This is a genomic window from Prevotella sp. CAG:592, assembly GCF_000436015.1.
Classification (GTDB): Bacteria; Bacteroidota; Bacteroidia; order Bacteroidales; family Bacteroidaceae; genus Prevotella; species Prevotella pectinovora.
On record NZ_FR892493.1, the window covers coordinates 1 to 7,813 of the forward strand.

The window sequence follows — 7,813 nt, forward strand, 5'->3', positions numbered from 1 at the left end:
AACGCCCCTGCAAGACATATCTTCAGGGCCGTGAGTATTGCCTGGTTGTCATCCACCACCAGTATAGTGTCACAATAAGTTTCTATCATATAACCTCCTAATGTGTATTTTCTTGTTTCTTCAGCCATAATGACTTCCGTCTTTATGAGATACGGCAAAGTTACATTTTTTTCCAGAACACACAAAGAGAAACGGCATTCATAAGCGGAGTGTATGATTTTCATACAATATGCTGTATGATAATCATACAACGGGCTATTTTCCCGGCGAATATCTTCCGGGCGTTGGCGGCGTGGCGTAAATTTGCAGATAGAAAAGAAAACGAAAAGACAATGAAACGTACATTCATATCAACACTACTTTTGATAGCCGCCATATCGGTGCAGGCAGCAGAACCGTGGAGCGTGGAGCGCTGCATGAAGTATGCCGCGGACCACAGCCACAGCGTGCGGCAGAGACAGTTCGACCTCGACGAGAACCGCACCGCCAAAACACGTGCCATCGGGGCTTTCCTGCCTGAAGTGTACGGTTCCGTGAGTGCACAGATGAACTTCGGCCGCGCCGTAGACCCGGAGACGAACGCCTACACCGACGTCAGTACATTCTATAACGGATACGGGTTGCAGGCTTCGCTCACCATCTTCGACGGACTGCAACGCTACAACGAGCTGCGCATGGCACGAGCCAACGTGGCAATGGGACGCTCGGCAGTACAAGCGGAGAAGGATGCCACAGCGCTGCAAGTCTGCAAGGCGTGTATGGATCTGCTCTACTGCCAGGGAGCTGTGGAACACACCATGCAGAAGCGTGAGGAGAGCCTACAGCTGCTCCGCCAGACCGAGGTGATGGCAGAGGTGGGGCAGAAGAGCGAGGCTGACGTGGCACAGATGCGCGCCACTCTTGCCGCCGACGACTACGAACTGACCCACATGCAGAGCCAGGCCACCAAGGCATTGCTCACGCTGAAACAGTTGATGAATTTCCCTATCGAAGACACACTGATAGTGGAAAGACCGTCTGTTGAGACTCTGTCTATCCTGCCAGAGGCTGACGGCGGTGTCACACCTGCTGCACTCGCCCGGAACCCACGCATAGCCCAGGCAGAAAGCCAAGTGGCAGCAGCACGCTATGGGCTATGGGCAGCCCGTGGCGGTTTCCTACCGAAAATCTCTCTTTCCGGCGGCGTGTCCACATCGTTCTTCCGCAATATGGATACGAGTGGACATGCGCCTTTCAGCCAGCAGTTCAAAAACAACGCCGGCGAATATGTGGCATTCACGCTCAGCATACCAATCTTCAACCGTCTTGCCACTCTGGCAACGGTGCGCTCGCGCCGCATAGCCCTCGACCGTGCCTGTGAGACGCTCGACTATGAGCGTTCGGAACTGCGCCGCCTCGTGGCAGAAGCCACTGCCGACGTGCGGAACAGCGAGAAGGAGATGCTGAAGACGAACGAACAGGTGGAGGCGGACAGCATTGCCGCACACATCACCACACGCAAGTTTGAGGAGGGCATGGCATCGGCTATCGACGTGAGGACGGCGGCGGTGACGCTGCTGCAGTCGAGAGTGAAACTGCTGCAAAGCCAACTTACAATGATGTATAACAGAAGACTGCTCGCATACTACAGGCAAGCCTCACTATAAAATGTAATATATTATGGACCGACAGATAGAAAAGAAAACATTCCTCCGCCGCTACGTTTGGTATATAGCTGCGGCAACGGTATTGACGGCAGTACTCGTATGGATAGTGTTCAGTTCGACGGCAAGCACAATGACCGTGGACATGCGCAACCTGACGATAAGCAACGTGACCCACGGACGGTTCGACGACTACGTGCGGCTGAACGGACAGGTGGTGCCTATCCAGGTGGTGCAGATTTCTCCAGAGGAGGGTGGCATAGTTAGAGAGAAACCTGTGGAAGAGGGAACACGTGTGAGAAAGGGCGACGTGATACTGCGACTGAGCAACAGCAACCTCGACCTGCAGATTCTCAATGCCGAGGCGGAGCTTGCCGAGAAACAGAACCTGCTGCGCAACACACAGGTGGCAATGCAACAGGACCGGCTGAACAACCGCACCGAACAGGCTACGCTCGACATGGACTGCGAACGCAAGCAGCGCGCCTGCAACCAGAACGCACGCTTGTATAAGGAAAGGCTCATCAGCAAGGAGACATACACACAGAGCCAGGAGGACTACCGGCTGGCACGACGCAAGCAAAGTCTCGTGGCGCAACGGCTGAGACAGGACAGCATCTACCGCCGGGTGCAGATGGCACAGATGGAGGACAACCTCGACAATATGAGAAAGAACGTGCTGCTCGTGCGGGAGCGCAAGAACAAACTCGAGATACGTTCGACTATCGACGGCGAACTCGGACTGCTCGATGTGGAACTGGGACAGAACATCTCTGCCGGACAGAACATAGGACAGATAAACGACCTCTCCGACTTCAAGGTGCAGGCACAGATTGACGAACACTACATCGACCGTGTGCGCCCCGGACTGTTTGCCACGATAAACCGCAACGGCAAGACATACCAGCTGCGTGTGCGCAAGGTGTATCCGGAGGTGCGCAATGGCTCCTTCCGCACCGACTTCGTGTTCGTGGGCGAACGACCGGCACAGATGCGCAGCGGACAGACCTACTACGTGGAACTGGCATTGGGAAAGTCGCAGCAGGCAACGCTCATACCGCGCGGCACCTTCTTCCAAGCCACTGGCGGCAACTGGATATTCGTGCTCGACAAATCGGGCAAGAAGGCTTACCGACGCAACATAAGCATAGCACGGCAGAACCCGCAGTATTATGAGGTGACCGACGGACTGGAACCGGGAGAACGCGTGGTGACGAGCGGCTACGAAGCATTCAAGGACAACGAAGTGCTGATACTGAAATAGAGAGCACGACGGCAATTTATATCGAAACAACAAGACATAAAAAAACATACTGCAATGATAAAGACAGAAAACCTGACGAAAATCTTCCGCACGGAAGAAGTGGAAACCGTAGCACTGAACGGCGTTAGTATAAACGTGGACGACGGAGAGTTCGTAGCCATAATGGGACCGAGCGGCTGCGGAAAATCCACACTGCTGAACATCCTCGGACTTCTCGACAACCCCAACTCCGGTGAATGCTGGCTCGACGGAGAGCCGGTGGCAAGACTGAAGGAGAAGGAACGCACACGCTACCGCCGCGGACGCATCGGCTTCGTGTTCCAGAGCTTCAACCTCATCGACGAGCTGACCGTGGAAGAGAACGTAGACCTGCAGCTCCGCTATATGGGCGTACCGGCAAAGGAACGCCGCGAACGAGTGACGGAAATCCTGCGCAAGGTGGCTATGAGCCACCGCGCCAAACATTACCCGCAGCAACTGTCGGGCGGACAGCAGCAGCGTGTTGCCATAGCACGTGCCGTGGTGGGCAAACCGAAGCTCATCCTCGCCGACGAGCCGACGGGAAACCTCGACTCCAAGAGCGGACTCGCCGTGATGGAACTCCTCGCACAGCTCAATGCCGAAGGCACGACGATAGTGATGGTGACCCACTCGCAGCACGATGCCCAGATGGCAAGCCGCATCATAAACCTGTTCGACGGACAGGTGGTGGACAACAATAATATTCTTTGAGAAAGGAGGAATGGCGTATGAAAAGCTTACTGTATCTGTTCCGCCGCTACCGCTTGGCAACGCTGCTCAACCTGCTCGGACTGGGAGTGGCTGTGGCGACGTTCTATCTGTTCATGACACAGGTGATATATAACCGCACATACAACTACAACATCAAGGACCACGACCGCACGTTCCGGCTCGAAGTGAAGACCGCACTTTTCGACAACAAATGGGGATGCCATATCTGTCGCCCATACGAGGAGATAATAAAGGAGATACCTCATGTGGAACAGACGGTGAACATGGCATACAACAGGCAGACAGACGTGACCGTCGGCGAAAACACTATAAATGTATTATATATAGGTATGTCGAAACCCGGCGTGGAATTCTTCTGCGGCAAGCTGCTGTACGGCAGCAGCAAGACCTGGGACTACGGCGCGATGGCTATCGTAAACCGCAGCACAGCCGGGAAACTCTTCGGAACAGACAAGGCGGTGGGCAAGACGTTCACCCTGAAGGAAAACGGTGTGGATAAGTCCATCACCGTTGTTGGAGTGAGCGAAGACATGCCCGACAACTGCTCCATTGGCAACGGACTCTATATGTGTGAGAACCCGAAGGATGCCGGCGACGCATCGGAGTGGAGCTTCAACATATTCGTACGCCTTGACGATTCGGCTAACAAGGCGGCTGTGGAGCGTGCGTTCAAGAAGGAAGTGATGAGGCAGACGGGGTATACCGACGAGAAGAAATTCGAGAAGGAATATGGTCAGAGCTTCCGGCTCACCCCGGTAGATGATATATATTTCTCCGGCGTAGGCTTAGGCGACAAGGGCAACCGCAACCTGGTGAATGTGCTCACCGTGGCATCGGTATTCATCCTGTTCATAGCTCTGCTGAATCTGTTGAACTTCACGCTCTCCGAAGTGCCGATGCGCATACGCAGCATAAACACACGCCGCGTGATGGGAGCCTCGCAGAGCAGTCTGCGTCTGCAGATGATAATGGAGAATGTGGGCTTCGCCTTTATCGGTCTCCTCATAGCCTTCCTCATCGTAATGGGTTTCCAGCGCAGCGAGACCTGCATGAATCTCGTGTCGGGAGACATCAGTTTCGGGGCAAATGCAATGCTAACTACTGTAATGGCAGTGGCAGCGCTGGCTGTGGGTGCCCTGTCGGCTGTCGTGCCGGCATGGTACAGCACGTCGTTCACACCGGCAATGGTGCTGAAAGGCTCCTTCGGACTATCACCGCGCGGCAGGAAACTGCGCATGGCGATAATGGGAGTGCAGTTCTGCGTGGCTTTCGTCCTGGCGATATATATCGGTGTGATGGCGAGCCAGTCGAACTACATCTTCAACAGCGACTACGGCTTCGCCAAGAACGAGGTGCTCTTCACCGGACTCACAGCGGAGGCTTGTCAGAAGAAAACTGCCATACGGGCTGAACTGCAGAAACTGCCATACGTGGAGAGCGTGGGGTATGCACAGGATGCAATAGGCGTCGGCGACCAATATATGGGGTGGTTTCGCGGCAACGGCGACAAGTCGATGAACATGCAGGTGATGCTGTGCGACCCCGGATATCTGCACACGATGGGACTGAAGATTGAGGAGGGACGCGACTTCAAGGAGTCGGACAGCCAGACAGGGGCGTATATACTGAACCGCACGATGATGGACAAATACAAATGGCTGCACGTGGGCGACTCGATAGGCAGCCGGAGCGAATGGGGCGACCATAACTACCTCATCGTTGGAGTGTGCAACAACTTCAGGATGAAGTCGGTACGCAACGACAACAGCATCCTCTCCGTCGCTTTCCTCGTGTTGGACCCTTTGGCAATGAATAGCATGGGCGACCGCTGCTATAATCTCTTCGTGCGTGTGGCAGAGGGACATGACAAGATAGAGGCAAAGCGAGGCATAGAAAAGGTGCTCAACCGTCTGGATGCCTCATTCGGCGACTATAAGATGAAGTTCTTTGACGATGCGCTGCAGCGGACCTACGTGGATGAGTTCCGCTTCATCTCCCAGGTTAAGCTCTTCGCCATCATCTGCATCATAATAACCATCATAGGAGTGTTCTCGCTCACGATGTTCGAAACCGAATATCGTCGCAAGGAGATAGGCATCCGCAAGGTGATGGGGTCCTCGGTGGGGGCGGTGGTGCGGTTGTTTGCCGTGCGCTATAGCGTGCCTCTCGTCGTATCGTTCGTCATTGCCGCACCGCTCGGCTATTGGCTGAGCCGCCAATGGCTGCAGAGCTTCGCCGAGCACACACCGATTTATTGGTGGCTCTTTCCGCTGAGCTTCGTGGGCGTATCGGCTGTAGTTGTTCTTACGGTAGTAGCACAGTCGTGGCGCGTAGCCACGGAGAATCCGGTGGAGAGCATAAAAACGGAGTGAAAGCTATTGCTATAAGTTGGATGCCGACTCGAGCAAGGTGAATAGTGTTCCTTTCTATCTTTTTTGATATTGAGCTTTTAGCTCTTGTCTCATCCTTTTGAATACCGCCAATATTCGCACAACGAGAACAAGTTTTTAGTGTGGCATATATGTTGTATGAGGTGCTCAATATAATATCGGTAAAGCAAAGGTTAACCTGCGATTGGTAGTCCTTTGCTTGACCGATAAATGCTTGGGTAGAACAAAAAAAACGAGAAATTAACGTTGGAAAGTTGAGAGTTATGATTATCTTTGTTGGGAGTTTTCAAGAAATCATATATGGCACTATCCAATATAGAGAAGCATTACAACAAGCATCCTGAAGACCTGCGCCTGCAGCGTAGGCACGGTATCGTAGAGTTTGAAACCACTATGCACCATCTGCGCCGGTTTCTGAAGTCCGACTACTTTCTTCTTGACATCGGCGCCGGGACGGGCCGCTACACTTCGGCACTCATGGCAGAGGGCTATAGGGTGAAGGCGGTGGAACTGGTGCGCCGCAACATAGAGGTGTTTCTGAAGCGTGAGCCTACAGCCGATGTGGTGCAGGGCGATGCGAGAGACATGCCGTTTGTCCCTTCGGCAACGGCAGACGTGACGCTGCTGCTCGGTCCGCTGTATCATCTGATAGGAGATGAAGAGAAGCTGAAGGCGCTGAACGAGGCGAAGCGTGTGACGAAGCCTGGCGGACTGATTTTCGTGGCGTATCTGATGAACGAATACAGTATCCTGTCGTATTGTTTCGACGAGGACCGCATCGAGGGACTGCTGGAGAGGGGTGCTGTGGACAAGGATTTCCACATCCAGGCGCAGGCAGACGAGCTCTACGACTATGTGCGCATCGATGACATCAACCGTCTGGACAAGAGTGCCGGACTGGATCGGGTTACCATCTTCTCGCCCGACGGAGCCTCCGACTATATGCGCACACGGCTCAACCGCATGAGCGACGAGACCTTTGCAAGGTTTATAGAATACCAGAAAGTGATATCAGAGCGGTCCGACCTGATAGGGGCCGGCAGCCATGTGGTGGATGTGGTAAGGGTGCCCGAGTAGGGCGAAAATGGATAATGAAGTCGTTATAGCTTGTTGTCCGGTTCCGCGGCCATCATCGTTTCCTCTTCCGGCAGGGAGTATCGTTTGATGCTGCGGTCATTCAGGAATATGCTGTTCAGAGTGTGCGCCAGCGACTCTAAGGTCTGCTCCCTTACGGCCGGCTTCAGCTGGCATTCCCATACGGTGATGCAGTGCCATCCCATAGCGGCAAGTTGGTGCTGCTCCTCAATGTCGCGGGCTTTGTTGCGTTCAATCTTCGCTTTCCAGAACTCCGTGTTCGTCTTTGGCAGCACGTAGTATCTGCACCCCTCGTGTCCATGCCAGAAGCATCCGTTGACGAAGATGCACGTGCGGTATTTGCGCATTACGATATCCGGATGACCGGGCAGACGCGGATGGTTCAGCCGATAGCGGAAGCCACGGCTGAACAGGAATTTTCTGACCGTGATTTCCGGTTTGGTGTCTTTTCCCCGTATCGCTGCCATGCAGCGGTGGCGTTGTTCCTTAGTCAGCTTGTCCATAACAGAGGTTTAGTGTTCCAGAAGTGGCGTGCCGATATAGCGATGCCATTCCTTATGTGGATGAATGTGGAAAGGTGTCAATCCTTTGTTTTCCTCATCATTGTCATTTTTTTGTGGTGCAAAGATAATGCTTTTGATTAAACCCAAAACGGTCATTAGGACGTT

6 protein-coding genes are annotated in these 7,813 nt (G+C 53.7%); 5 read left to right on the forward strand and 1 reads right to left on the reverse strand.

What is annotated here, in order from left to right:
* The first annotated feature begins 332 nt into the window (after nt 1–332).
* The 5 genes from QVO99_RS00850 (at nt 333) to QVO99_RS00870 (ending at nt 7,127) form a co-directional block, all read left to right on the forward strand.
* Complete coding sequence (locus QVO99_RS00850) at nt 333–1,646, forward strand: TolC family protein (protein WP_022315695.1); 1,314 nt, start codon at nt 333–335, stop codon at nt 1,644–1,646.
* A 13-nt stretch (nt 1,647–1,659) separates the two neighbouring features.
* A complete protein-coding gene (locus QVO99_RS00855) occupies nt 1,660–2,907 on the forward strand; it encodes an efflux RND transporter periplasmic adaptor subunit (RefSeq protein WP_022315696.1) in 1,248 nt (415 codons plus the stop codon).
* A 54-nt stretch (nt 2,908–2,961) separates the two neighbouring features.
* Nucleotides 2,962–3,639, forward strand: a complete 678-nt coding sequence (locus QVO99_RS00860; RefSeq protein WP_022315697.1) for an ABC transporter ATP-binding protein — start codon at nt 2,962–2,964, stop codon at nt 3,637–3,639.
* Nucleotides 3,640–3,656: 17 nt separating this feature from the next.
* Nucleotides 3,657–6,032, forward strand: a complete 2,376-nt coding sequence (locus QVO99_RS00865; RefSeq protein WP_022315698.1) for an FtsX-like permease family protein — start codon at nt 3,657–3,659, stop codon at nt 6,030–6,032.
* Nucleotides 6,033–6,350: 318 nt separating this feature from the next.
* The gene (locus QVO99_RS00870; RefSeq protein WP_022315699.1) at nt 6,351–7,127 is read left to right on the forward strand and encodes a class I SAM-dependent methyltransferase; all 777 of its coding nucleotides are present in this window, start codon (nt 6,351–6,353) and stop codon (nt 7,125–7,127) included.
* A gap of 23 nt (nt 7,128–7,150) precedes the next feature.
* Here QVO99_RS00870 and QVO99_RS00875 read toward each other — a convergent pair whose 3' ends face one another.
* Nucleotides 7,151–7,648 carry a very short patch repair endonuclease gene (locus QVO99_RS00875; protein WP_022315700.1) on the reverse strand — a complete coding sequence of 166 codons (498 nt, stop codon included), beginning with the start codon at nt 7,646–7,648 and terminating at the stop codon, nt 7,151–7,153.
* Nucleotides 7,649–7,813 lie beyond the last annotated feature (165 nt).